We start from the raw sequence: 24,594 nt of genomic DNA on the forward strand, positions 1-24,594 counted from the left end.
AATTACTCGGCGGTATGAGCGTCGGTGGCGCAGGCGGGTTTGCCGGCAGCGTATTTAAGACTGGGGTCGACCAGCGCATCGAAGCGTTTGAGCGCTTCGGAGCCGATCAGGAGCGGGTATTGGAACGCGCTTCGGTCGGTCAGGTTCACTTCTATGCTGCGTAAAGCTGAACCCATGCAGATATCCAGCTCGATCACCGGACGGGCGGTGTACTTCTTGCCCTCTTCCGGATCGTAGTCACCAGCCCGGCGCTTGATCTTGCTGACACGGGCCAGCGGTCGTTCGATCGGGTGCGAATGGGCGGCGTCGATGGCCAGGTAGAAACGTACCCAGGACTCGCCATTGCGTTTGAAACGCTTGATGTCGCGGGCACTCAGGGACGCGGTTTTCGCGCCGGTATCGAGTTTGGCAGCCACTTCCAGGTCGATACCGCCCAGGGATGCGTATTCGTTGAGGCCATAGACGGTCTTTTCCCCCGCCACGGCAAAACCGGGCAGGCAAAGACAATAAAGGAGTGTGGAGAAGGGCTTGAGTCTCATAAATCCTGGTGCGCAGCGGTGCGTATTTCGGTTCAAGGCCCTGGCATCACTGCGCAAGCTCCCTCGTAGGCCTATCAGCTATTCATGACAAGCCGTGCAGATGTGACAGACAAATGCGGGCGGCATTCTAGCACGGTGGGTTTATGGCGCCACCGGTGGGGGGCGGCTATAAACAGAGGGCCCTGTTTGGTTATGGCGCAGTCGGTTATTAGACGATTGTCGACAATATCGAATTATCCTTTGACTGACGCGCCTGTTTTGGTTAGTTTTTGCGGCACTGGCTTTCAAGGTGTCGACAATATGTTGGATCAACTGGATCCCCCGCTCATCGTTCAGGACGACTCGGAAACGCTTTCCGAGAACGTCTTCCGGCGTATTCAGGCGGCCATCGTCAAGGGCGATATTGCCCCCGGCAGCAAGATCTCCGAGCCGGAGCTGGCCCGGACCTACGGCATCAGCCGCGGCCCGCTGCGCGAGGCCATCCACCGTCTGGAAGGCCAGCGCCTGCTGGTGCGCGTGCCGCACGTCGGGGCGCGGGTGGTGTCGCTCGATCATGCCGAGTTGATCGAGCTCTACGAAATCCGCGAATCCCTTGAAGGCATGGCCTGTCGTCTGGCCGCCGAGCGCATGAGCGTCGAAGAAATCGACGAACTGCGTCGCGTCCTCGAAACCCACGAGCGCGACGAGGCCTTCCAGGCCGGTCGCGGCTATTACCAGCAGGAAGGCGATTTCGACTTCCACTACCGGATTATCCAGGGCAGCGGTAACCGCACCCTGACGCAAATGCTCTGCGGCGAGCTTTATCAACTGGTGCGCATGTACCGCATGAAGTTTTCCAGCACGCCCAATCGCCCACACCAGGCGTTCGCCGAGCACCACCGAATTCTCGATGCCATCGCCGACCGTGACGGTGAACTGGCCGAGTTGTTGATGCGCCGTCACATCGGCGCCTCCAAACGCAACATCGCCCGTCATTACCAGGACGGCGCCAACCCGACAGCCAAACGAGGTGAGTCATGAGTTTGAACAAGAGCACTCCAGGCCAGCGTTTCCGCGATGCGGTCGCCAGCGAGCATCCACTGCAAGTGGTCGGCGCGATCAACGCCAACCACGCGCTGCTGGCCAAGCGCGCCGGTTTCAAGGCGATCTACCTGTCCGGTGGCGGGGTGGCTGCTGGCTCCCTCGGCCTGCCGGACCTGGGCATCACCGGCCTGGATGACGTGCTGACCGACGTGCGCCGTATCACCGACGTTTGCGACCTGCCGCTGCTGGTGGACGTGGACACCGGTTTCGGTTCCTCGGCCTTCAACGTGGCCCGTACCGTGAAGTCGATGATCAAGTTCGGCGCGGCGGCGATTCACATCGAAGACCAGGTTGGCGCCAAGCGTTGCGGTCACCGTCCTAATAAAGAGATCGTGACCCAGCAGGAAATGGTCGATCGCATCAAGGCGGCGGTCGATGCCCGTACCGATGACAGCTTCGTGATCATGGCCCGTACAGACGCCCTGGCGGTGGAAGGCCTGGAATCTGCTCTGGATCGCGCCGCTGCGTGCATCGAAGCTGGCGCCGACATGATTTTCCCGGAAGCCATCACCGAACTGGACATGTACAAGTTGTTCGCCAACCGTGTGAAAGCGCCGATCCTGGCCAACATCACTGAATTCGGCGCGACGCCGCTGTACACCACCGAGCAGCTTGCTGGAGCGGATGTATCGCTGGTGCTGTACCCGCTGTCGGCCTTCCGCGCCATGAACAAGGCCGCGGAAAACGTCTACACCGCGCTACGCCGCGATGGCACGCAGGCGAATGTCATCGACACCATGCAGACCCGCATGGAGCTTTACGATCGCATCGACTACCACACCTTCGAGCAGAAGCTCGATGCGTTGTTTGCTGCGAAGAAATGAAGATCAAAAGATCGCAGCCTTCGGCAGCTCCTACACCGACCGCTTTGCCCTGTAGGAGCTGTCGAGTGAAACGAGGCTGCGATCTTTTCGGCAACACCCAAAAGACCTGATGAATCACAATTTGCCGATTCCCTGACAAATTCAAAAATATTGGAGGCAGAAATGGCCGAAGCAAAAGTACTCAGTGGCGCCGGGCTCCGTGGCCAGGTAGCCGGGCAAACCGCACTGTCCACCGTGGGCCAGTCGGGTGCCGGTCTGACCTATCGTGGTTATGACGTTCGTGAACTGGCGGCTGACGCGCAGTTCGAAGAAGTCGCCTACCTGCTGCTGTACGGCGAATTGCCGAGCAAGGCGCAACTGAACGCCTACATCACCAAGCTGAGCAAGCTGCGTGACCTGCCGCAAGCGCTGAAAGAAGTGCTGGAACGCATCCCCGCCGACGCCCACCCGATGGACGTGATGCGCACCGGCTGCTCGTTCCTGGGCAACCTGGAGCCGGAGAACGACTTCTCCGAGCAGCACGACAAGACTGACCGCCTGCTGGCTGCGTTCCCGGCGATCATGACCTACTGGTACCGCTTCAGCCACGAAGGCAAGCGCATCGAATGCGTGAGCGACGAGCAGTCCATCGGTGGCCACTTCCTGCACCTGCTGCACGGCAAGAAGCCGAGCGAGCTGCACGTCAAGGTGATGAACGTTTCGCTGATCCTCTACGCGGAGCACGAATTCAACGCCTCGACCTTCACTGCCCGTGTTTGCGCGTCGACCCTGTCTGACTTGTACTCGTGCATCACCGCGGCCATCGGCTCGCTGCGTGGCCCGTTGCACGGCGGCGCCAACGAAGCAGCGATGGAAATGATCGAGCGCTTCTCGTCGCCGGAAGACGCGATCAAGGGCACCCTCGGCATGCTCGAGCGCAAGGACAAGATCATGGGCTTCGGTCACGCGATCTATAAGGACAATGATCCGCGTAACGAAGTGATCAAGGCCTGGTCGAAAAAACTCGCCGACGAAGTGGGCGACACGGTGTTGTTCCCGGTTTCCGAAGCCATCGACAAGACCATGTGGGAGCAGAAGAAACTGTTCCCGAACGCCGACTTCTACCATGCCTCGGCGTACCACTTCATGGGCATCCCGACCAAGTTGTTCACACCGATCTTCGTCTGCTCGCGCCTGACCGGCTGGGCGGCCCACGTGTACGAACAACGTGCCAACAACCGCATCATCCGCCCGAGCGCCGAGTACACCGGCGTCGAACAGCGCAAGTTCGTGCCAATCGAACAACGCTGAATGGTGGGAATGCCTGCCCAGGTCACTGAATGAACCGGTGACCCTGTAGGAGCTGGCTTGCCAGCGAAGGCGGTTTGTCATTCAACATTGTTGTTGCTGACCCACCGCATTCGCCGGCAAGCCGGCTCCTACAGAGGTCTGTGTTCAATTCGGGAGCTGTGCCAGGCCCCACCCTTTGTAACTACCGTGACCCGAGTCCTGACGATGAACACTGAATTCCGTAAAACGCTGCCCGGCAGCCACCTGGATTACTTCGACGTCCGCGCGGCGGTCGAGGCCATCCAGCCCGGCGCCTATGACACCCTGCCGTACACCTCCCGCGTGCTGGCGGAAAACCTGGTGCGTCGCTGCGACCCGGCCACGCTGACCGAATCCCTCAAGCAATTCATCGAACGCAAGCGCGACCTCGACTTCCCGTGGTTCCCGGCCCGTGTGGTGTGCCACGACATTCTCGGCCAGACCGCACTGGTCGACCTCGCCGGCCTGCGTGACGCCATCGCCCTGCAAGGCGGCGATCCAGCGCAAGTGAACCCGGTGGTACCGACGCAACTGATCGTCGACCACTCCCTGGCCGTCGAGCGCGGTGGTTTCGATCCGGAGGCGTTCGAGAAGAACCGCGCCATCGAAGACCGTCGCAACGAAGACCGTTTCCACTTCATCAACTGGACCAAGAAGGCGTTCAAGAACGTCGACGTGATCCCGCCAGGCAACGGCATCATGCACCAGATCAACCTGGAGAAAATGTCTCCGGTGATCCAGGTGCGTGACGGCGTAGCCTTCCCTGACACCTGCGTCGGCACCGACAGCCACACCCCGCACGTCGATGCGCTGGGCGTGATCGCCATCGGCGTTGGCGGCCTGGAAGCCGAAAGCGTGATGCTGGGCCGCGCCTCCTGGATGCGCCTGCCGGAAAGCGTTGGCGTTGAACTGACTGGCAAGCTGCAACCGGGCATCACCGCCACCGACATGGTGCTGGCGCTGACCGAGTTCCTGCGCAAGCAGAAAGTCGTGGGTGCATGGCTGGAGTTCTTCGGTGAAGGCGCCGCGGCGCTGACCCTGGGCGACCGCGCAACCATCTCCAACATGGCTCCGGAATACGGCGCCACCGCGGCGATGTTCTACATCGACCAGCAGACCATCGACTACCTCAAGCTCACCGGTCGTGAAGACGAGCAGGTGCAGTTGGTCGAGAACTACGCCAAGACCACCGGCCTGTGGGCTGACAGCCTCAAAGGCGCGCAATACGAGCGCGGCCTGACCTTCGACCTGTCTTCGGTAGTGCGCAACATGGCCGGCCCGAGCAACCCGCACGCCCGTGTCGCGGTATCGGACCTGGCTGCCAAAGGCATCTCCGGTCAGTGGGACGATGTGCCGGGGCAAATGCCGGACGGCGCGGTGATCATCGCCGCCATCACCAGCTGCACCAACACCAGCAACCCGCGCAACGTGATCGCCGCCGGCCTGCTGGCACGCAACGCCAACAAGCTCGGCCTGACCCGCAAGCCTTGGGTCAAGTCGTCCCTGGCACCGGGCTCGAAAACCGTCGCCCTGTACCTCGACGAAGCCGGCCTGACCGATGAGCTGGAACAGCTCGGTTTCGGCGTCGTGGCCTTCGCCTGCACCACCTGCAACGGCATGTCCGGTGCGCTGGACCCAGTGATCCAGCAAGAGATCATCGACCGTGACCTGTACGCCACGGCTGTGTTGTCCGGCAACCGTAACTTCGACGGCCGGATCCACCCGTACGCCAAGCAGGCTTTCCTCGCTTCGCCGCCGCTGGTCGTCGCTTACGCGATCGCCGGTACCATCCGTTTCGATATCGAGAAGGATGTGCTGGGCGTCGTCGACGGCAAGGAAATCCGCCTGAAAGACATCTGGCCGAGCGACGAAGAAATCGACGCCGTAGTGAAAGCCTCGGTGAAGCCGGAGCAGTTCCGCCAGGTCTACATCCCGATGTTCGCCATTCACGAAGACACCGGCCCGAAAGTCGCGCCGCTGTACGACTGGCGCGAGATGAGCACCTACATCCGCCGTCCGCCTTACTGGGAAGGCGCACTGGCCGGCGCGCGTCCGCTCAAGGGCATGCGTCCGCTGGCGGTACTGCCGGACAACATCACCACCGACCACCTGTCGCCATCCAACGCGATCATGCTCGACAGCGCCGCCGGCGAATACCTGGCGAAAATGGGCCTGCCGGAGGAGGACTTCAACTCCTACGCGACTCATAGGGGCGACCATTTGACTGCGCAGCGCGCAACCTTCGCCAACCCGAAACTGTTCAACGAAATGGTTCTGGAAAACGGCAAGGTCAAGCAGGGCTCCCTCGCTCGCGTCGAGCCGGAAGGCAAAGTGATGCGCATGTGGGAAGCCATCGAGACCTACATGGATCGCAAGCAGCCGCTGATCATCATCGCCGGCGCCGACTACGGTCAGGGTTCGTCCCGCGACTGGGCAGCGAAGGGCGTACGTCTGGCCGGTGTCGAAGCGATTGCCGCCGAAGGTTTCGAGCGTATCCACCGCACCAACCTGGTGGGCATGGGCGTGTTGCCGCTGGAGTTCAAGCCGGGCACCAACCGTCACACCCTGGCCATCGACGGCAGCGAAACCTACGACGTGATCGGCGACCGCACCCCGCGTGCCGAGCTGACCCTGGTGATCCATCGCAAGAACGGCGAGCGCGTCGATGTGCCGGTGACCTGCCGCCTCGACACCGCTGAAGAAGTGTCGATCTACGAGGCTGGCGGCGTGTTGCAACGCTTCGCCCAGGACTTCCTCGAAGAATCGGCGGTAGCCGTCTAACACACGCAGCACAGACACGGGACCTTGAGTCCCGTGTCTGCTTTCAGATCAGGAGTAACGAGCACCATGGCTCACGCAGCTCAGATTAAAATTCCAGCCACCTACATGCGTGGCGGCACCAGCAAAGGCGTGTTCTTCAGCCTGAAGGACTTGCCCGAGGCCGCACAGGTTCCAGGCCCGGCCCGCGATGCCTTGTTGCTGCGCGTGATCGGCAGCCCCGATCCGTACGACAAGCAGATCGACGGCATGGGCGGCGCGACGTCCAGCACCAGCAAGACCGTGATCCTGTCGAAAAGCATCAAGGCCGATCACGACGTCGATTACCTGTTCGGTCAGGTGTCGATCGACAAGCCGTTCGTCGACTGGAGCGGCAACTGCGGCAACCTGACCGCGGCGGTCGGTTCGTTCGCCATCAGCAACGGCCTGGTGGACGCCAGCCGCATCCCGCACAACGGCATTGCCGTGGTGCGCGTGTGGCAGGCCAACATCGGCAAGACCATCATCGCCCACGTGCCGATCACCAACGGCGAAGTGCAGGAAACCGGCGATTTCGAACTCGACGGCGTGACCTTTCCGGCGGCGGAAGTGCAGGTCGAATTCCTCGACCCGGCAGCGGAAGAAGAGGGCGGTGGCGGTTCGATGTTCCCTACCGGCAACCTGGTCGATGACCTGGAAGTGCCGGGCGTCGGGACCTTCAAGGCAACCATGATCAACGCCGGTATCCCGACCATCTTCGTCAATGCCGAAGACATCGGCTACAAGGGCACCGAATTGCAAGGCGCGATCAACGGCGATCCGAAAGCGTTGCTGATGTTCGAAACCATCCGTGCCTACGGGGCACTGCGCATGGGCCTGATATCCAACGTCGACGAAGCAGCCAAGCGCCAGCACACGCCGAAAGTGGCGTTCGTGGCCAAGCCGGCGGAGTACGTGTCGTCCAGCGGCAAGACGGTTGCGGCGGGGGATGTCGACCTGCTGGTACGCGCACTGTCCATGGGCAAGCTGCACCACGCGATGATGGGCACGGCGGCAGTGGCGATCGGCACGGCAGCAGCGATTTCCGGCACCCTGGTCAACCTCGCGGCGGGCGGCGTCGAACGCAACGCGGTGCGCTTCGGTCATCCGTCGGGCACCTTGCGCGTTGGCGCCGAAGCCAGCCAGGTCAACGGCGAATGGACCGTGAACAAGGCCATCATGAGCCGCAGTGCACGGGTGTTGATGGAAGGTTACGTCCGCGTGCCGGGCGATTCGTTCTAACGACGCACCCCCTGTAGGAGCTGGCTTGCCAGCGAAGAGGCCGTCAAATTCAACATCATTGTTATCTGTGACACCGCTTTCGCTGGCAAGCCAGCTCCTACAAGGTGAATCGAACATGAGCGCCAACGTTGACCTCAACAACCGCCCCGACTACGACCAGGTCCTGCAGGACATTGCCGATTACGTACTGAACTACAAGATCGACTCCCTGGAAGCCCTCGACACTGCCCGCAACTGCCTGATGGACACCCTCGGCTGCGGCCTCCTGGCCTTGCGTTTTCCCGAGTGCACCAAGCACCTGGGGCCTATGGTCGAAGGTACCGTCGTGCCGTTCGGCGCCCGCGTGCCTGGCACCAGTTACCGACTCGACCCGGTCAAGGCCGCGTGGGACATCGGCTGCATCGTGCGTTGGCTCGACTACAACGACACCTGGCTCGCCGCCGAATGGGGTCATCCGTCGGATAACCTCGGTGGCATCCTCGCCGTGGCTGACCATCTGTCGCAAAAGCGCCTGGCCAATGGCGAAGCGCCGCTGACCGTGCGCACGGTGCTTGAAGCGATGATCATGGCCCATGAGATCCAGGGCGTGATCGCGTTGGAAAACTCGTTCAACCGTGTCGGCCTCGATCACGTCATTCTGGTGAAAGTCGCTTCCACCGCCGTCACCGCCAAGCTCATGGGCGCCAACCGCGAGCAGTTGCTCTCGGCGTTGTCCCATGCGTTCGCTGACGGCCAGGCTTTGCGAACCTATCGCCATGCACCGAATGCCGGCTCGCGAAAATCCTGGGCGGCGGGGGATGCCTCCAGCCGAGGTGTGCGCCTGGCGGACATCGCCCTGCGTGGCGAGATGGGCATTCCAGGCGTGTTGAGTGCCAAACAATGGGGTTTTTACGACGTGCTGTTCAGTCACACCAACAACGACCTGGCGCTCAAGCCGCAAGACCAGCGTGGTTTCAGCTTCTCGCGGCCATACGGCAGTCATGTGATGGAAAACGTGCTGTTCAAGATCAGTTTTCCCGCCGAGTTCCACGCACAGACGGCCTGTGAGGCTGCGGTGACCCTGCACCCGCTAGTGCGCAATCGCCTGCATGAAATCGACAGGATCGTCATCACCACCCAACAATCGGCGATCCGCATCATTTCCAAGGTCGGCCCGCTGGCCAATGCCGCTGACCGCGATCACTGCATCCAGTACATGACCGCGGTGCCACTGGCGTTCGGCAACCTGGTCGCCGAGTACTACGAAGATGATTTTCACAAGGCGCATCCGATCATCGATGTGCTGCGCGACAAGATGGTCATTGTCGAAGATCCGCGCTTCACCCGCGAATACCTGGAGGCCGACAAGCGCTCGATCGCCAATGCCGTCCAGGTGTTTTTCAAGGATGGGTCCAGCACCGAGAACGTGGTGGTGGAGTATCCGATCGGTCATCGTCGGCGGCGTGCCGAGGGCATTCCATTGTTGGAGGACAAGTTCAGGGCGAACCTGCTGACACGATTCACCGGGCAGCGCAGCGAGGAGATTTTTGCGTTGTGCAAGGATCAGCAGAGGCTTGAGGCGACACCGGTTAACCGGTTTGTAGACTTGTTTGTTATCTAGGAGACCGCGTCATCGTTCAATCGCCAGCAGGCTGGCTCCCACAATTGATCTGTGTTCACCGCAGATCAACTGTGGGAGCCAGCCTGCTGGCGATGAGGCCAGAACAGGCAAAAGAGAACTACTTGAAGCGCCGCTCCACACCTTTCTCCACAAGAATCTTCGCGGAGATCTCTTCCACGGAAAAATGCGTGGAGTTGATGTTCGGAATATTCTCGCGGCGGAACAGGTTTTCCACCTCGCGGACTTCGAATTCGCACTGGGCGTAACTTGAATAGCGGCTGTTGGGTTTGCGCTCGTTGCGGATCGCGGTGAGGCGGTCCGGGTCGATGGTCAGGCCAAACAGCTTGTGCTGGTGGGCACGCAGGGCGCTGGGCAGTTGCAGGCGCTCCATGTCGTCTTCGGTCAGCGGGTAGTTGGCCGCGCGGATGCCGAATTGCATGGCCATGTACAGGCAGGTCGGGGTCTTGCCGCAGCGCGATACGCCGACCAGGATCAGGTCGGCCTTGTCGTAGTAATGCGTGCGGGCACCGTCGTCGTTGTCGAGGGCGAAGTTCACCGCCTCGATACGCTCCATGTAATTGGTGTTGGCACCGATGGAGTGGGATTTGCCCACGGTATAGGAAGAATGCTCGGTCAGTTCCTGTTCAAGGGGCGCCAGGAAGGTCGAGAAAATGTCGATCATGAAACCATTGGAAGTCGCGAGGATCTCACGGATGTCCTGATTGACGATGGTATCGAAGATAATCGGACGGAAGCCGTCGGTTTCGGCGGCTTTGTTGATTTGTTGTACCATGGCCCGCGCTTTGTCCACGTTGTCGATGTACGGCCGCGTGACTTTGCTGAAGGTAATGTTTTCGAACTGCGCCAAAAGGCTTTGGCCGAGGGTTTCGGCGGTAATGCCCGTGCCATCGGAGATAAAGAAAGCAGATCGTTTCATTTGCACCTTGGGCCTTAAGCTAGTGACGAATCTTGGATATGATAGGCGCGATTTGCCGGCCGCCAATGGCCCGCATTCTCACTTATTTTCCAGGTCCAGGCCATACAACTGGCAAACGCTCCTTTGAGCCGCCGGTTTCTGAGCTTTTCCAACACAGTTAGTGGAGAGATCACCTTGGTAGAGTACGTAGTTTCCCTCGACAAGCTCGGCAAAGACGACGTTGAGCACGTGGGGGGCAAGAACGCATCCCTGGGCGAGATGATCAGCAATCTTGCGGGTGCCGGTGTATCGGTGCCCGGTGGCTTCGCCACGACCGCTCAGGCATATCGTGATTTCCTCGAACTGAGCGGCCTGAACGATCAGATCCATGCCGCCCTCGACGCCCTGGACGTCGACGATGTCAATGCCTTGGCCAAGACCGGTGCCCAGATCCGCCAATGGATCATGGAAGCCGAGTTCCCGGAAAAACTGAATGCCGAAATCCGCACCGCGTTCGCCACGCTGTCCGCCGGCAACCCTGACATGGCCGTGGCCGTGCGCTCTTCCGCTACCGCCGAAGACCTGCCGGATGCTTCCTTCGCCGGCCAGCAGGAAACCTTCCTGAACATCCGTGGCGTCGAAAACGTCATTCGCGCCGCCAAAGAGGTGTTCGCTTCCCTGTTCAACGACCGCGCCATTTCCTACCGCGTGCACCAGGGCTTCGACCACAAGCTGGTCGCCCTGTCGGCCGGTGTGCAGCGCATGGTCCGCTCCGAAACCGGCACTGCCGGTGTGATGTTCACCCTCGACACCGAGTCGGGTTTCCGTGACGTGGTGTTCATTACCGGCGCCTACGGCCTGGGTGAAACCGTCGTACAAGGCGCGGTGAACCCGGATGAGTTCTACGTCCACAAAGGCACGCTGGCCGCCGGTCGCCCTGCGATCCTGCGCCGCAACCTGGGCAGCAAAGCCATCAAGATGATCTACGGCGACGAAGCCAAGGCCGGTCGTTCGGTCAAGACCGTCGACGTCGACAAGGCCGAACGCGCGCGTTTCTGCCTGACCGACGCCGAAGTCAGCGAGTTGGCCAAGCAGGCGATGATCATCGAGAAGCACTACAAGTGCCCGATGGACATCGAATGGGCCAAGGACGGTGACGACGGCAAGCTGTACATCGTGCAGGCCCGTCCGGAAACCGTGAAGAGCCGCACCCAGGCCAACGTCATGGAACGTTACCTGTTGAAAGAGACCGGCACCGTGCTGGTCGAAGGCCGTGCCATTGGCCAGCGCATCGGCGCCGGCAAGGTCCGCATCATCAAGGACGTGTCCGAGATGGACAAGGTCCAGCCAGGCGACGTACTGGTGTCCGACATGACCGACCCGGACTGGGAACCGGTCATGAAGCGCGCCAGCGCCATCGTCACCAACCGTGGCGGCCGTACCTGCCACGCGGCGATCATCGCCCGTGAGCTGGGCATCCCGGCCGTGGTCGGTTGCGGCAACGCCACCCAGCTGTTGAAAGACGGCCAGGGCGTGACCGTTTCCTGCGCTGAAGGCGACACAGGTTTCATCTTCGAAGGCGAACTGGGCTTCGACATCAAGAAGAACTCCGTGGACGCCATGCCGGACCTGCCGTTCAAGATCATGATGAACGTCGGCAACCCGGACCGCGCCTTCGACTTCGCCCAGCTGCCGAACGCCGGTGTGGGCCTGGCCCGCCTGGAATTCATCATCAACCGCATGATTGGTGTGCACCCCAAAGCGCTGTTGAACTACGACGGTCTGCCGCAGGACATCAAGGAAAGCGTCGACAAGCGCATCGCCGGTTACAACGATCCGGTCGACTTCTACGTCGACAAGCTGGTCGAGGGCATCAGCACCCTGGCTGCAGCGTTCACGCCGAAAAAGGTCATCGTGCGCCTGTCGGACTTCAAGTCCAACGAATACGCCAACCTGATCGGCGGCAAGCTCTACGAGCCGGAAGAAGAAAACCCGATGCTGGGCTTCCGCGGCGCTTCGCGTTACATCAGCGAATCGTTCCGTGACTGCTTCGAACTCGAGTGCCGTGCCCTCAAGCGCGTGCGCAACGAGATGGGCCTGACCAACGTCGAAATCATGGTGCCGTTCGTCCGTACCCTGGGCGAAGCCAGCCAGGTGATCGATCTGCTGGCCGAAAACGGCCTGGCCCGTGGCGACAACGGTCTGCGCATCATCATGATGTGCGAACTGCCGTCCAACGCGATCCTGGCGGAAGAGTTCCTCGAGTTCTTCGACGGCTTCTCCATCGGCTCCAACGACCTGACCCAGCTGACACTGGGCCTGGACCGTGACTCCGGGATCATCGCGCACCTGTTCGATGAGCGTAACCCGGCGGTCAAGAAGCTGCTGGCCAACGCCATTGCCGCCTGCAACAAGGCTGGCAAGTACATCGGCATCTGCGGCCAGGGTCCTTCGGACCACCCGGACCTGGCCAAGTGGCTGATGGAGCAGGGCATCGAAAGCGTTTCGTTGAACCCCGATTCCGTACTGGAAACCTGGTTCTTCCTGGCTGAGGGTCAGGCGCAGGCCTGATCCGGTGTGAACGGGCCGCTCTCTCTGTAGGAGCGAGCTCGCTCGCGATGGACGTCAACGATGACGCGTTTATCCTGGATAAACGCGTTGTCCTGAAGTTCTTCGCGAGCAAGCTCGCTCCTACAGGGGGGGGCGGTCTGTTTTGAGATTTCAAGTAGGGCGGGCTCCTCCGGATGCCGCCCTTTTTTGTGCAAGAGATTATGCAAAGCAGCAGCAACCTGTTTCCTGTCGCCCTGATCAGCGCCGAGCGGCGCGGCGATCTGAGCGAAGATGTCTACCGGCTGAAACCCGGTAACAGCCCCGACGGCACCGTAGAGCTGGCGGTGACGCGCCTCGGCATGGCTGATGAACCGGCGTCCCGTGGCGTGCCGGTGATCCTGTTGCACGGCAGTTTTTCCAATCGACGTTTCTGGTTCTCCCCCAAGGGGCTGGGCCTGGGCGCCTATCTGACGCGCCTGGGGTTCGATGTCTGGATCGCGGAAATGCGCGGTCACGGCCTGTCCCAGCGCAACCAGAACTATCGCAAGAACCGTGTTGCCGACTACGCGCGATACGATCTGCCCGCCATTGGCGCCTTCGTGCGCGAGCAGAGCGGCCAGGTCCCGCACTGGATCGGCCATTCGCTGGGCGGCATTACCCTGGCGGCCGCGCTGGGGGGTGAATACATTGGCGAACCCGTGGTCGCTTCCGCGGCGTTTTTTGGCACGCAAGTCAGCCGCACCTACTGGCCGCTGAAGATTCCACCGGTGGAATGGAGCGGTCGTTTCATCCTCAAGCGCTTTGCCCAGCTGTCCGGTTCACGGCTCAAGCGTGGCCCGGAGGACGAGCCGATCGGCCTGGCCCTGGAAAGCATGCGCTGGTACGGTCTGTTCGGGCGCTTTGGCGACGCCGACAAGGACTGGTGGGCGGGGCTGGCCGAGGTCAAGGTGCCAGTGCTGGCGGTGAGTGCCGCCGGCGATCATCAGGACCCGGCCTGGGCGTGTCGCAAGTTGTTTGATCAGTTGGGTTCCGAGCACAAGCAATTTATCAACCTGGGACGCGAGCAGGGTTTTGCCGATAATTTCGGTCATGTGGAAATGTTGGTCAGCAAGGCCGCCCAGGCTGAAGTCTGGCCCCTGGTAGCGCGCTGGTTGACGGATCAGCACAGGCCATTGCTCGGTGATCAAGCGGATTTGGCCGCGGCGATCTAAGCTGGACGCTCTATCAAGGGCATTTCGCTCTGGTCGGCATGCGGCTAAGATATGACGCATTGAGCTGTTCCGGTCATTTTCCGTGACTGAATCAGTAGTGATGTTCGTGCTTTCTTCCTCATTACAGGAGTTTCTCGATGAACCATTACCTCACGCCTGACCTGTGCGACGCCTATCCGGAGCTGGTGCAGGTGTTGGAACCGATGTTCAGCAATTTCGGTGGCCGGGATTCCTTCGGCGGCGAGATCGTGACCATCAAGTGCTTCGAAGACAACTCGCTGGTCAAGGAACAAGCCGAACTCAAGGGTAATGGCAAGGTGCTGGTAGTCGATGGCGGTGGCTCCCTGCGCCGTGCATTGCTGGGCGACATGATCGCCGAGAAAGCCGCGAAAAACGGCTGGGAAGGGCTGGTGATCTACGGTTGCATCCGCGATGTCGACGTCATCGCGCAAACCGACCTGGGGGTCCAGGCATTGGCCAGCCACCCGATGAAGACCGACAAGCGCGGCATTGGCGACCTGAACGTTGCCGTGACCTTCGCCGGCGTGACCTTCCATCCTGGCCACTACATCTATGCGGACAACAACGGCGTGATCGTCTCGCCCAGCCCGCTGAAGATGCCTGAGTAATTTTTTGAGCCAAGGAATGCGGATGTTCGAGGAAGAAAACGCGCAATGGGGGCTGGTACATGCCCTGGTGTTGGACGGTAAAGGCGGTGCGCGTTCGATAGCCCGGACAGAACTCGACGAATTGCAGCTGCAGGCTCACGAAAGCCTGTGGCTGCACTGGGATCGCAGTCACCCGCAGACCCAGACCTGGCTGCGCAAGTCCAGTGGCCTGAGTGAGTTCAGCTGCGACCTCTTGCTGGAAGAAAACACCCGCCCGCGCCTTCTCGCGCTTTCGGACAGCGAACTGCTGCTGTTTTTACGCGGGGTCAACCTCAATCCGGGGGCCGAGCCTGAAGACATGGTGTCGGTGCGGATCTTCGCCTCCGCCCAGCGGGTGATTTCCCTGCGCTTGCGTCCGTTGCGCGCCACCGAAGAACTGCTGGTGCAGCTGGAGGAGGGCAAGGGGCCGAAAACCGCCTCCGAACTCATTCTCTACATGGCCCAGTACCTCACCAACAAGGTGCAGGACTTGGTCAGCTGCCTCTCGGAAGTGGTCGATGAGGAAGAAGAAAAGCTGGATTCCGACGAACGGTACACGCCCGAGCACGGCGCCGTTTTACAGATCCGTCGCCGAGCCGCTGCGTTGAAGCGCTTTCTCGCTCCGCAACGGGACATTTTTGGTCAACTGACGCGGATCAAGCTGCCCTGGTTCGTCGAGGACGACGGCGATTACTGGAACGAATTGAACAACAGCCTGACCCGCTATCTGGAAGAGCTTGAATTGACGCGGGAGCGGGTGGGGCTGGTCCTGGAGGCTGAAGACCGACGATTGAGCGTGCGCATGAACCGCACGATGTATCGCTTCGGCATCATCACCGGGATATTTTTGCCGATGAGTTTTCTGACCGGTCTTCTGGGGATCAACGTCGGAGGCATTCCATTTTCGGAGAGCCCCTATGGCTTCCTCGTCGCCTGCCTGCTGATGATCTCGGTGGCGCTTGGGCAGTGGTGGTTATTCCGACGTTTGCGCTGGGTTTGAAAATGCGCCATGTGACCCGGGCAAATTTGACCGCGTCTTTCACAGACATCACGAGAGGTGCGTATGCACGATCCGTTTGAACAGTCTTTGCGTGACATGCTCAATGCATCACCGTCTACCCGGGACGACGATGCGTGCCTGGGACGTGTCCTGAAAACCGCCAATCGCCAGGTTGGCGCCGGTGATTTGTTCAGCCTGCTGGGCCGCTGGCTGCCCGCCTTGATGATCGCTCTCAATAACGGCTCGGCCCATGTCACGCCGGTCTCCCGACTTCGTAAACCTACCGCTCGCACTGCTGATAAGGCTGATTGAATATGGAACTTGATCTCTGGACACAGAGCCTCGTCACTGCAATGACTGCGTTATGGACCAAGGTCGCGAACTTCATTCCGAACCTGTTTGGCGCACTGGTTGTGCTCCTGCTAGGGTTTGTCGTGGCCAAGCTGCTGGACACCCTGCTGTCCAAATTGCTCGCCAAACTGGGTCTGGATCGCCTGATGGGCGGTACCGGTTTGACCAAGTTGATGTCCCGCGCCGGGCTTCAAGTCCCCATCTCGACGCTGATCGGCAAAATCGTCTATTGGTTCGTTCTGCTTATTTTTCTGGTTTCTGCCGCAGAATCCCTTGGACTTGAGAGAGTTTCAGCTACGCTGGATATGCTTGCGTTGTATTTGCCGAAAGTATTTGGCGCGGCGCTGGTGCTGTTGGTGGGGGTCCTGCTGGCGCAACTGGCCAATGGCCTGGTGCGCGGTGCGGCAGAAGGCGTAGGACTGGACTACGCTTCCGGACTTGGGAGAATTGCCCAGGGCCTGGTGATCATCATCAGTATCTCGGTCGCGATCAGTCAGTTGGAGGTCAAGACTGACCTGCTCAACCACGTGATCGTGATCGTATTGATAACCGTTGGTCTGGCGGTTGCGCTGGCCATGGGGCTGGGAAGCCGGGAAATTGCCGGTCAGATTCTTGCGGGAATCTATGTGCGTGAGTTGTACCAGGTTGGGCAACAAGTGCGAGTTGGAGAGGTCGAAGGGCAGATCGAAGAGATCGGCACGGTTAAAACCACATTGCTGACCGATGAGGGTGAGCTAGTCTCTCTTTCCAATCGGATCCTCCTCGAGCAGCATGTGAGTAGCCGCTAACCCGGCAAACCCTGCTAATGTATGCCGCCGTAAAATGCCGCCTGATGCTGGCTGCGGCGGACATTGACCTGACTGTCGGCACGACTTGTTTTGAATAAAGCCCAATCGCTATCCATGCGCTACGACCCCCGCGAGCTCTCTGATGAGGAGTTGGTCGCGCGCTCGCATACCGAGCTGTTTCACGTGACGCGCGCTTATGAAGAACTGATGCGGCGTTACCAACGAACATTATTTAACGTCTGTGCAAGGTATCTCGGGAACGATCGCGACGCTGATGATGTCTGTCAGGAGGTCATGTTGAAGGTGCTGTATGGCCTGAAGAACTTCGAGGGCAAATCGAAGTTCAAGACATGGCTATATAGCATCACGTACAACGAGTGCATTACGCAGTATCGAAAGGAAAGGCGAAAGCGTCGATTGATGGACGCATTGAGTCTTGACCCCCTCGAGGAAGCGTCCGAAGAAAAGGCGCCGAAACCCGAGGAGAAGGGTGGACTTGATCGTTGGTTAGTGTATGTGAACCCGATTGACCGCGAAATTTTGGTGCTACGATTTGTCGCAGAGCTGGAGTTTCAGGAGATCGCAGACATCATGCACATGGGCTTGAGCGCAACAAAAATGCGGTACAAACGCGCTCTAGATAAATTGCGTGAGAAATTTGCAGGCATTGCTGAAACTTAGTTCAGCGCAAATATCTCTTACGTGTAGGCAAGTTCTGATAGACTTGCTGCCGAGTTGTCCCCCGGTTTGCGGGACTGCTTCACAATCACCAGATGGGGATTTAACGGATGAAACTGAAAAACACCTTGGGCTTGGCCATTGGTTCTCTTATTGCCGCCACTTCGTTCGGCGCTCTGGCACAGGGCCAAGGCGCAGTTGAAATCGAAGGCTACGCAAAGAAGCAGTATTTCGATAGCGACCGTAACTTCAAGAACGACGGTATCCTGCCGGGCGGTTCGATCGGTTACTTCCTGACTGACGACGTTGAACTGCGTCTGTCCTACGACGAAGTCCACAACGCCGTTACCGATGATGGCCAGGACGTGAAGGGCTCGAACGCAGCTCTGGACGGCCTGTACCACTTCAACAACCCAGGCGACATGGTTCGTCCGTACCTCTCCGGCGGTTTCTCCCACCAGAGCATCGACCAGAACGGTTCGGGCGGTCGTAACCACTCCACCTTCGCCAACGTTGGCGGCGGTGCCAAGCTGTACTTCACCGAGAACTTCTACGCCCGTGCTGGCGTTGAAGCTCAATACAACATCGACCAGGGCAACACCGAGTGGGCTCCTAGCGTCGGTATCGGTGTGAACTTCGGTGGCGGCTCCAAACCAGCTCCTGCTCCAGTTCCAGCTCCAGAAGTTTGCTCCGACAGCGACAACGATGGCGTTTGCGACAACGTTGACAAGTGCCCGGACACCCCAGCCAACGTAACTGTTGACGCTGACGGCTGCCCAGCAGTTGCTGAAGTTGTTCGTGTTGAGCTGGACGTGAAATTCGACTTCGACAAGTCGGTAGTCAAGCCTAACAGCTACGGCGACATCAAGAACCTGGCTGACTTCATGAAGCAGTACCCATCCACCAGCACCACTGTTGAAGGTCACACTGACTCCGTCGGTCCTGACGCTTACAACCAGAAACTGTCCGAGCGTCGTGCAAACGCCGTTAAGCAGGTTCTGACCAACCAGTACGGTGTTGAATCGTCCCGCGTTCAGTCTGTTGGCTACGGCGAATCCCGCCCAGTTGCTGACAACGCTACTGACGCTGGCCGTGCTGTAAACCGTCGCGTAGAAGCGCAGGTTGAAGCTCAAGCTAAGTAATTAGCTCGCAGCTACGAGAAAAGCCCGGCTCAGGCCGGGCTTTTCTTTGCCTGCGATTTGAGGATTTGTGTGGTGTGAAAAGATCGCAGCCTGCGGCAGCTCCTACACAAACTCTGCGTTCAACCTGTAGGAGCTGCCGAAGGCTGCGATCTTTAGATTTTCCTCGCGGGCCGCGACAGCGCCGATTACCAGAATGGCCGGGCTTTTCAACTCAAAGGCGTAGGCATCTTCCTCCATGCCTGTCAGATCACTCCTGCATTCCCGCTGATGGGGCAATGATGCGTTTTCGATCATCGCCACCGGCGTGTCCGCCGCCATCCCGCCGGCCAACAGCTGCTCGCGGATTTCGCTGAGTTTGGCCACACCCATGTAGATCACCAGGGTCGTACCGCCCTGGGCCAGTGCCTGCCAGTTCAGGCTGCTGCCGTCCTGGGTATGGGCGGTAACCAGCGTCACACCGCGCGCCACACCGCGCAGGGTCAGTGGGATATCGCATTGCGTGGCGCCTGCGAGCCCAGCTGTGATGCCATTGACCAGTTCGACCTCGACTCCGCGCTCGCGCAGCCACTGGGCTTCTTCGCCACCACGCCCGAAGATGCACGGGTCACCCCCCTTGAGTCGTACCACGCATTTGCCCTGCCGGGCATAACGCAGCATCAGGCGATGTATGAACGCTTGCGGCGTGGAGCGGCAACCACCGCGTTTGCCCACGGCCACGATCCGTGCCTCAGGGCAGTGTTCGAGAATCGCGCCATTGACCAGGTCATCGATCAGCACCACATCCGCTTCTTTCAATGCGCGCACCGCCTTGAGGGTCAGCAGTTCAGGATCACCGGGTCCCGCGCCCACCAGCCAGACTTTTGCGTTCATAGGGTTTTTCCTCACGAAATGACGATGATCGGTTTAAAAGGCAAGACAGGCTCAGCCATGGAACACCAGGAACAGCAGCGCCAGGTTCGCCACCAGCGACAGCAGGGCCAATGTGCGCCACACCTTCAGCGGTTCGCGCTCCAGCAAAGGCCTGGGCCGTATGCTTAAGCTGTTTCGCTCCCCCTGTTCCAGCAGCCGCAACCATTCCTCTGCCGTTTCAAAGCGCTGGGCCGGGTCTGCGGCCACCGCGCGTTCCAGGCTTTGCGCCAGCCAATCCGGCAGGTCGGGGCGGTAGCGACTGGCACTGACCGGCACGCCGAACCGGGGGCGTTGAAAGGCTTCTATCTCACCGTAGGGATACTGCCCGGTGAGCAGAAAATACAAAGTCACCCCCACCGCATACAGGTCCTGTTGCGGCGTGGGTGCGTCACCGCGGAAGGCTTCCGGGGCGATATAGCTGGGGGTTCCCGGCAGGGCGCTGGGTTGATCCTCAGACAGGCCGGGGCAGTAGGCGAGGCCGAAATCCAGCAGGCGCAGCTCGCCGTCGTCCCCTGACAGCAGGTTCTGCGGCTTGATATCGCGATGCAGGATCTGCCGTCGATGCAGCAGGCCGACCGCTCGCAGCAGGCGTTCCGCCACATCCTGCCACTGCGCCAGGGGCAAGGGCCCGATCTGCTCCTGCAGTTGCGCCAGGGTCGAGCCCGGATACTCGCGCATCACGTAGTACAGATGCTGACGCTGGCTGGCCGCATGCACTTCAGGAAAGTGCCGCCCGGCCACGCGCTTGAGGAACCACTCTTCGGACAGCAGCGCTTGTCCGGCCTGATGATCGTCGTGCAAGCGCGCGGGCAGTGTTTTCAGCAACCAGGGTTGTTGTTGGCTGTCGCGTACCCGATAAAGCAACGATTGCTGGCTCTGGCCGAGAATCCCTTCAATCTGCCAGCCTTCGAAAACCTGCCCCGGTTTCAGTGTCGGCGGCAGCGGCCATTGCTGCAGATGGATCAAGGCATCGCCGATACTCGCTTCACCCAGGGCATCGACGCGCACCAGCAAGACGCTGGCGTTGTCCTGGCTGCCCGCCAGGTGTGCGGCGTTGACCAGGGTTTGCGCGGCGCTGTCGAGGTCCGGTTGATCGCGCAGGATCGCCGCAATGGCAGTGTCACCCAGGACCGCCCACACGCCGTCGCTGAGCAGCACGAAGCTTTCATCGGTGCGCAGCTCGCCATCGAGGAAATCCAGCACCAGGTGCTGATCCAGTCCCAGTGCGCGCTTGAGTACATGCTGCATGCCCGGTTGGTCCCAGACGTGATCTTCGCTGACCCGCTGCAACTGCCCGGCGTGCCAGCGATAGACTCGGCAATCGCCGACATGGGCCAGGGTAAAACGCCGGCCACGCAGGACCAGGGCGCTGACGGTGGTCAGCAGCGGTTGGCCTGCGCCGTTGGCCTGCAACCAGCGGTTTTGCGCCAGCAGCAAGCGATCCAGGGCCTGGGCAACCCCCCAGGTTTCCGGCGTGGCGTAGTAGTCCAGGGCCAAGGCCTGCAAGGTGGAGCGAGCCGCCAGGCCGCCATCGGCGCACTGGCTGACGCCGTCGGCGATGGCGAACAGGAAGCCCTTGCTGGCCGCCAGCGCCGGGGCCGGCGTGACCAGGCGCAAGGCATCCTGATTCTCTTCGCGCGGGCCGATGGCGCTGGCTTGGGCAAAACTCAGTTGCAGGCTCATCGCGCTGTCAGACCCGTGCAGCCGTCACGGCGGCCGAACCCCAGGTGGTCCTCCAGCGGCGTTTTACGCCGTGAAGGCCGAACCAGGCGAGCACCCCCAGGCTGGCGAACAACCACAAGGCCATCTGGTAGCTGCCGGTGCTCTGCTTGATCGCGCCCATGCCTGCCGCCAGGGCAAAGCCACCGATGCCGCCGGCCATGCCGATCAGCCCGGTCATGACGCCGATCTCGCGACGGAAACGCTGGGGCACCAACTGGAACACCGCGCCGTTGCCTGCACCCAAGCCGAGCATGGTGCACACGAACAGGGCCAGTGCGGCATAGGAACTCGGCAAGTTGAATCCGACGGCCGCGATGCAGATGGCCGCGACGGTGTACATCGCGAGCAGGGTGCGAATGCCGCCGAAGCGATCGGCCAGGGCGCCGCCCAGCGGACGCATCAGGCTGCCGCCGAATACACAGGCTGCGGTGTAGTAACCGGCAGTGACCGGGCTCAGGCCGTATTGGTCGTTGAAGTAACCGGGCAGGGCGCTGGCCAGGCCGATGAAACCACCGAAGGTCACGCTGTAGAAAAACATGAACCACCAGCTGTCGCGGTCGCCCAAGGCCTTGAAGTAGTCGGCCATGGACTTGGCTTTCGGCCGCTCAGGCGCGTTTTTCGCCAGCCAGGCGAAGACGATCAGGGTCAGGATCAACGGGATCAGCGCAAAGCCGAACACGTTGCTCCAGCCAAAGGCCGCAGCCAGCACCGGTGCAATCAGCGCCGCCAGTACGGTGCCGGAGTTACCGGCCCCGGCGATGCCCATGGCCTTGCCCTGATGCTGCGGCGGATACCACTGCGATGCCAAAGGCAGGGCGACGGCGAAGGACGCGCCGGCCATGCCGAGGAACAGCCCCAGCAGCAAGGCTTGCTCGTAGCTGTGGATGCCCAGTTTCCAGGCGCCGAACAGCGCACAGATGACGATCACCTGGCCGATCAGGCCGGCGGTCTTGGGTGACAGGCGATCAGCCAGCATGCCCATCGCAAAACGCAGTACCGCGCCTGCCAGAATCGGCGTGGCGACGACCATCCCGCGTTGCTGGGTGGTCAGGTGCAGGTCGCCGGCGATCTGCACGGCCAGCGGGCCGAGCAGGTACCAGACCATGAAGCTCAGGTCGAAATAGAGGAAGGCCGCGAACAGTGTCGGGGTGTGGCCGGATTTCCAGAAGCTTGAATTCATCGCGCACCTCAGCTGATAGGAGTCTCGAACGGGGGCCAAAACAAAAAAAACGCCGCCACCTGATTCGCCATGGGGCAAATGAGGTGAGCGACGTCTTTGTCGTAGGTGGGGCAACCGCCGTTGGTTACCTGTAGTGAATACCTAGCGAGATCTGTGCCAACCGAAAAGATCGCAGCCTGCGGCAGCTCCTACAATTGGAATGCGTACCCCTGTAGGAGCTGCCGAAGGCTGCGATCTTTTGCCGTTCAGCCAAGCAACTCACTCATGGCAATGATCTGCTCCGCCACCTGGATCAGCTTCTGCTGGCGGCTCATCGCCTGGCGACGCATCAGGGTGTAGGCCTCTTCTTCGTTGCAGTCCTTCATCTTCATCAGCAGCCCTTTGGCCAGCTCGATGCGCTTGCGCTCGGCCAGTTGCTGGTCGCGGGCGTGCAGTTGGGCGCGCAGGGCCTGGTCGCTTTCGAAGCGTGCCATGGCCACGTCGAGAATCGGTTGCAGGCGCTGTGCGTGAATGCCTTCGACGATGTAGGCACTGACCCCGGACTTGATCGCCTGGCGCATCACATCGGGGTCGTGTTCGTCGGTAAACATCACGATCGGCCGTGGCTGGTCGCGGCTGACCAGCACCACTTGCTCCATGACATCGCGGCTCGGTGACTCGGTATCGATCAGGATTACGTCCGGGCGCACCGTTTCGACGCGTTCGGGCAGGTCGATGGTCAGCCCGGATTCGTCGATGACCTCGAAACCGGCCTCGGTGAGCGCGGCTTTCAGGCGTCCGACTTTTTTCGCGGTGTCGTTGATCAGCAGGATACGCAACATGTTCGCAGTCTCCTGTTCAGCGGCTGGCGAGAAGGGGCGAGCTGTCGCTCAAGGCGTTCAGCTTGAAGCTGCGGGCATAACCGGCCGGGTCCGAACCGTCCCAGACCTTGCCGTCGATCAACTGGCTACTGCGCATCTCGTTGCCTGGGGCGGCGACACCGACGGCGCTGGCGGCTTCACGGTATAAGCCTAGTTGTTGCACCTGGCGGGCCACGGCGAGGTAATCGGGGTCGTCGCGCAACAGGCCCCAGCGACGAAACTGGGTCATGAACCACATGCCATCGGACAGGTAGGGCAGGTTGACCGCCCCCTGGCCATGGAAGCGCAGCGCATGCGGGTCCTGCCATTGGTTGCCCAGGCCGTCGGCGTAGTCACCCAGCAACCGCGGTTCGATGCACGACAACGGCGCATCGAGGTACTGCGGTGCGCTGAGCAACTGCGCGGTACTGCGGCGATTCTCGCTGCTGTCGTCGATGAAGCGGCTGGCTTCGAGGATCGCCATCACCAGCGCGCGGGCGGTGTTGGGGTATTGCTCGACGAAGGCACGGGTACAGCCGAGGACTTTTTCCGGGTGGTCGGGCCAGATGGCCTGGGACGTGGCCAAGGTAAACCCGAGATCCTGTTTCACTGCGCTGTCGGCCCAGGGCTCGCCGACGCAGAAGCCGTCGATGCGCCCGGCCTGCAGGTGCGCGACCATTTGCGGTGGCGGCACCACCACGCTGTCGACGTCGTGCAGCGGGTGAATACCCTGGCTCGCCAGCCAGTAGTACAACCACATGGCATGGGTGCCGGTGGGAAAGGTCTGGGCGAAGGTCAGTTTTGGGCGACTTTGGTGCACGTGCCGGTCCAATGCTTCAGGACTGGTCACGCCGGCGGCCTGCAGGCCGTGGGAGAGATTGATGCTCTGGCCGTTCTGGTTCAGGCCCATGAGCACCGCCATGTCGGTGGGGGCCACGCCGCCGATGCCCAGGTGCACGGCATAGATCAAGCCGTACAGGCTGTGGGCGGCATCGAGTTCGCCGCTGACCAGTTTGTCCCGCAGGTTGGCCCAGGACGACTGGCGCTTGAGGTTCAAGGTCAGTCCATAGGGCTGGGCGAAGCCCTGGGTGGCGGCGACCACCACCGAAGCGCAGTCGCTCAGGGCCATGAAACCGAGGTTGATTTCGCTTTTTTCCGGGGCATCGCTGCCATTGACCCAGGCCAGGGGGCCGGTTGAGGGTTCGTTCATCGATTTCGCACCTTCCAAAAAAAACGTCGTCCCGGACCCCGCAAGAGCAGGGCCGGCTG

At 60.8% G+C, this 24,594-nt stretch carries 21 protein-coding genes; 14 read left to right on the forward strand and 7 right to left on the reverse strand.

Going from position 1 to position 24,594, the window contains the following annotated elements:
• Window positions 1-2 precede the first annotated feature (2 nt).
• On the reverse strand, window positions 3-539 hold the full coding sequence (locus tag NPS56_RS01680) for an ATP-dependent zinc protease family protein (protein ID WP_046816176.1): 537 nt from the start codon (window positions 537-539) through the stop codon (window positions 3-5).
• A gap of 303 nt (window positions 540-842) precedes the next feature.
• On the opposite strand from NPS56_RS01680, the gene NPS56_RS01685 reads away from it, so the two are divergent.
• The 6 genes from NPS56_RS01685 to prpD all read left to right on the forward strand — a co-directional run bounded on the left by NPS56_RS01685 (window position 843) and on the right by prpD (window position 9,392).
• Window positions 843-1,559: a GntR family transcriptional regulator gene (locus NPS56_RS01685; protein ID WP_172668661.1), complete on the forward strand. Its 717-nt coding sequence runs from the start codon at window positions 843-845 to the stop codon at window positions 1,557-1,559.
• Window positions 1,556-2,446: a methylisocitrate lyase gene (gene prpB, locus NPS56_RS01690; RefSeq protein ID WP_274073170.1), complete on the forward strand. Its 891-nt coding sequence runs from the start codon at window positions 1,556-1,558 to the stop codon at window positions 2,444-2,446. The genes NPS56_RS01685 and prpB overlap by 4 nt, the downstream gene beginning before the upstream one ends.
• Window positions 2,447-2,608: 162 nt before the next feature.
• Complete coding sequence (gene prpC, locus NPS56_RS01695) at window positions 2,609-3,736, forward strand: bifunctional 2-methylcitrate synthase/citrate synthase (protein WP_274073171.1); 1,128 nt, start codon at window positions 2,609-2,611, stop codon at window positions 3,734-3,736.
• A 204-nt stretch (window positions 3,737-3,940) separates the two neighbouring features.
• On the forward strand, window positions 3,941-6,535 hold the full coding sequence (acnD, locus tag NPS56_RS01700; RefSeq protein ID WP_274073172.1) for a Fe/S-dependent 2-methylisocitrate dehydratase AcnD: 2,595 nt from the start codon (window positions 3,941-3,943) through the stop codon (window positions 6,533-6,535).
• A 66-nt stretch (window positions 6,536-6,601) separates the two neighbouring features.
• Window positions 6,602-7,792 (forward strand): 2-methylaconitate cis-trans isomerase PrpF, encoded by a 1,191-nt coding sequence (gene prpF, locus NPS56_RS01705; RefSeq protein WP_274073173.1) that lies wholly within the window; start codon window positions 6,602-6,604, stop codon window positions 7,790-7,792.
• Between the two features lie 115 nt (window positions 7,793-7,907).
• Window positions 7,908-9,392 carry a 2-methylcitrate dehydratase gene (gene prpD / locus NPS56_RS01710; RefSeq protein WP_274073174.1) on the forward strand — a complete coding sequence of 495 codons (1,485 nt, stop codon included), beginning with the start codon at window positions 7,908-7,910 and terminating at the stop codon, window positions 9,390-9,392.
• A gap of 118 nt (window positions 9,393-9,510) precedes the next feature.
• Here the strand turns inward: prpD and ppsR are convergent, their stop codons facing one another.
• Complete coding sequence (gene ppsR, locus NPS56_RS01715; RefSeq protein WP_008048584.1) at window positions 9,511-10,329, reverse strand: posphoenolpyruvate synthetase regulatory kinase/phosphorylase PpsR; 819 nt, start codon at window positions 10,327-10,329, stop codon at window positions 9,511-9,513.
• A 174-nt stretch (window positions 10,330-10,503) separates the two neighbouring features.
• Here ppsR and ppsA point away from each other — a divergent pair, with 174 nt between their 5' ends.
• The 8 genes from ppsA (at window position 10,504) to NPS56_RS01755 (ending at window position 18,675) form a co-directional block, all read left to right on the forward strand.
• The gene (ppsA, locus tag NPS56_RS01720; RefSeq protein WP_274073175.1) at window positions 10,504-12,879 is read left to right on the forward strand and encodes a phosphoenolpyruvate synthase; all 2,376 of its coding nucleotides are present in this window, start codon (window positions 10,504-10,506) and stop codon (window positions 12,877-12,879) included.
• Window positions 12,880-13,079: 200 nt separating this feature from the next.
• Window positions 13,080-14,069: an alpha/beta fold hydrolase gene (locus NPS56_RS01725; RefSeq protein ID WP_274073176.1), complete on the forward strand. Its 990-nt coding sequence runs from the start codon at window positions 13,080-13,082 to the stop codon at window positions 14,067-14,069.
• Between the two features lie 137 nt (window positions 14,070-14,206).
• Window positions 14,207-14,698 carry a ribonuclease E activity regulator RraA gene (gene rraA, locus NPS56_RS01730; protein ID WP_008061717.1) on the forward strand — a complete coding sequence of 164 codons (492 nt, stop codon included), beginning with the start codon at window positions 14,207-14,209 and terminating at the stop codon, window positions 14,696-14,698.
• Between the two features lie 22 nt (window positions 14,699-14,720).
• Window positions 14,721-15,716: a zinc transporter ZntB gene (locus NPS56_RS01735; protein ID WP_274073177.1), complete on the forward strand. Its 996-nt coding sequence runs from the start codon at window positions 14,721-14,723 to the stop codon at window positions 15,714-15,716.
• Window positions 15,717-15,779: 63 nt separating this feature from the next.
• Window positions 15,780-16,028: a CrfX protein gene (locus NPS56_RS01740; protein ID WP_274073178.1), complete on the forward strand. Its 249-nt coding sequence runs from the start codon at window positions 15,780-15,782 to the stop codon at window positions 16,026-16,028.
• 2 nt (window positions 16,029-16,030) lie between these two features.
• Window positions 16,031-16,855, forward strand: coding sequence for a mechanosensitive ion channel family protein (locus NPS56_RS01745; protein WP_007916401.1), 825 nt, complete (start codon window positions 16,031-16,033; stop codon window positions 16,853-16,855).
• A 90-nt stretch (window positions 16,856-16,945) separates the two neighbouring features.
• A complete protein-coding gene (sigX, locus tag NPS56_RS01750; protein ID WP_075949123.1) occupies window positions 16,946-17,536 on the forward strand; it encodes an RNA polymerase sigma factor SigX in 591 nt (196 codons plus the stop codon).
• Window positions 17,537-17,643: 107 nt separating this feature from the next.
• Window positions 17,644-18,675, forward strand: a complete 1,032-nt coding sequence (locus NPS56_RS01755) for an OmpA family protein (RefSeq protein WP_274073179.1) — start codon at window positions 17,644-17,646, stop codon at window positions 18,673-18,675.
• Between the two features lie 102 nt (window positions 18,676-18,777).
• On the opposite strand, the gene cobA is transcribed toward NPS56_RS01755, so the two are convergent.
• The 5 genes from cobA to NPS56_RS01780 form a co-directional block, all read right to left on the reverse strand.
• Entirely contained in the window at window positions 18,778-19,545 is a 768-nt protein-coding gene (gene cobA / locus NPS56_RS01760) for a uroporphyrinogen-III C-methyltransferase (protein WP_274073180.1), read from the reverse strand.
• Between the two features lie 51 nt (window positions 19,546-19,596).
• Window positions 19,597-21,267, reverse strand: a complete 1,671-nt coding sequence (locus NPS56_RS01765) for a bifunctional protein-serine/threonine kinase/phosphatase (protein ID WP_274073181.1) — start codon at window positions 21,265-21,267, stop codon at window positions 19,597-19,599.
• Window positions 21,268-21,274: 7 nt separating this feature from the next.
• The gene (locus NPS56_RS01770) at window positions 21,275-22,486 is read right to left on the reverse strand and encodes a nitrate/nitrite transporter (protein ID WP_274073182.1); all 1,212 of its coding nucleotides are present in this window, start codon (window positions 22,484-22,486) and stop codon (window positions 21,275-21,277) included.
• Between the two features lie 245 nt (window positions 22,487-22,731).
• The gene (locus tag NPS56_RS01775; RefSeq protein ID WP_008056396.1) at window positions 22,732-23,307 is read right to left on the reverse strand and encodes an ANTAR domain-containing response regulator; all 576 of its coding nucleotides are present in this window, start codon (window positions 23,305-23,307) and stop codon (window positions 22,732-22,734) included.
• A 16-nt stretch (window positions 23,308-23,323) separates the two neighbouring features.
• Window positions 23,324-24,535: a CmpA/NrtA family ABC transporter substrate-binding protein gene (locus tag NPS56_RS01780; RefSeq protein WP_274073183.1), complete on the reverse strand. Its 1,212-nt coding sequence runs from the start codon at window positions 24,533-24,535 to the stop codon at window positions 23,324-23,326.
• Between the last annotated feature and the right edge of the window lie 59 nt (window positions 24,536-24,594).

The sequence above is a fragment of the Pseudomonas putida genome (assembly GCF_028682635.1).
Classification (GTDB): Bacteria; Pseudomonadota; Gammaproteobacteria; order Pseudomonadales; family Pseudomonadaceae; genus Aquipseudomonas; species Aquipseudomonas putida_AE.